The following is a 1418-nucleotide window of genomic DNA, read 5'->3' as shown; positions in this document are numbered from 1 at the left end:
GAGTTGAGTCCCGCATAGTGGTGTAGCGCACGGTGGTCCGGTACGTCGTTCCCGACGTAGACGCGGTCACCGTGTGATCCTTCGAGAAAGCTCTCTACTTCTCACTCGAATGGAGTCATCACGATGACCGCTCCTCATATTGTCGACCCTGCTGGCCTGCTCAGCGAAGCCCTGGCCGACGCGTCGCCGGATCTGATGCGCAACCTGCTGCAGACGATGATCAACGCGTTGCTGTCCGCGGACGCGGACGCTGTCGTCGGTGCCGAATGGGGCCAGGCGTCCCCGGACCGTGTCACGCAACGCAACGGTTACCGGCATCGCGACCTGGACACCCGGGTCGGGACGATCGATGTCGCGATCCCGAAGCTCCGCACGGGGACCTATTTTCCGGACTGGCTGCTCGAGCGTCGCAAGCGGGCCGAGTCCGCGTTGATCACGGTCGTCGCGGACTGCTACCTCGCCGGGGTGAGCACCCGCAGGATGGACAAACTCGTCAAGCAGCTCGGGATCCACAGCCTGTCGAAGTCGCAGGTGTCGCGGATGGCGGCCGAGCTCGACGAGCACGTCGAGCAGTTCCGGCACCGTCCGCTCGGTGATGCAGGCCCGTTCACCTTCGTCGCCGCCGATGCCCTCACCATGAAGGTTCGCGAGGGCGGCCGCGTCATCAACGCGGTCGTCCTGATCGCGACCGGCGTCAACGCCGACGGCCGCCGCGAGGTCCTCGGCCTGCGCGTTGCCACATCGGAGACGGGAGCGGCCTGGAACAGCTTCTTCGCAGACCTCGTCGCCCGCGGCCTGGCCGGGGTCCGCCTCGTCACGTCCGACGCGCACCAGGGTCTCGTGGAAGCGATCGCCGCGAACCTACCCGGAGCAGCCTGGCAGCGCTGCCGCACCCACTACGCCGCCAACCTCATGAGCGTGACGCCGAAGAACATGTGGCCGGCGGTCAAGGCGATGCTGCACTCCGTCTACGACCAGCCCGACAAGGAGGCCGTGAACGCCCAATTCGACCGGCTGCTGGACTACGTCGACGCCAAGCTCCCCGACGCGCACGACCACCTCGACACCGCCCGGGCGGACATCCTCGCGTTCACGGGCTTCCCCGAAGGGCTCTGGCAGCAGATCTGGTCGAACAACCCGAACGAGAGATTGAACCGCGAGATCCGCCGCCGGACCGACTCCGTCGGCATCTTCCCCAACCGCGACGCGATCATCCGCCTCGTCGGCGCGGTCCTCGCCGAGCAGACCGACGAATGGGCCGAAGGCCGCCGCTACCTCGGGCTCGACATCCTCGCCAAGAGCCGCCTCACCCTCGTCACCGACAACGGGAAAGAGGTGACAGAACAGCCCGTCCTCGAACTCAGCGCCTAACCATCAACACCGAAGGACAGCGCTACACCACTACTCGGGACTTGACC

At 66.4% G+C, this 1418-nt stretch carries 1 protein-coding gene; it reads left to right on the top strand.

Annotated features, from left to right (window positions below; genetic code table 11):
* Nucleotides 1-123: 123 nt before the first annotated feature.
* Nucleotides 124-1371: an IS256 family transposase gene (locus ACWAUG_RS13545; protein WP_460802828.1), complete on the top strand. Its 1248-nt coding sequence runs from the start codon at nt 124-126 to the stop codon at nt 1369-1371.
* Nucleotides 1372-1418: the final 47 nt, after the last annotated feature.

The organism is Microbacterium sp. GXF6406 (genome assembly GCF_054798215.1).
Note: the sequence above shows the minus strand (reverse complement) of the source record. Positions and strands in the feature narration are given on the sequence as shown.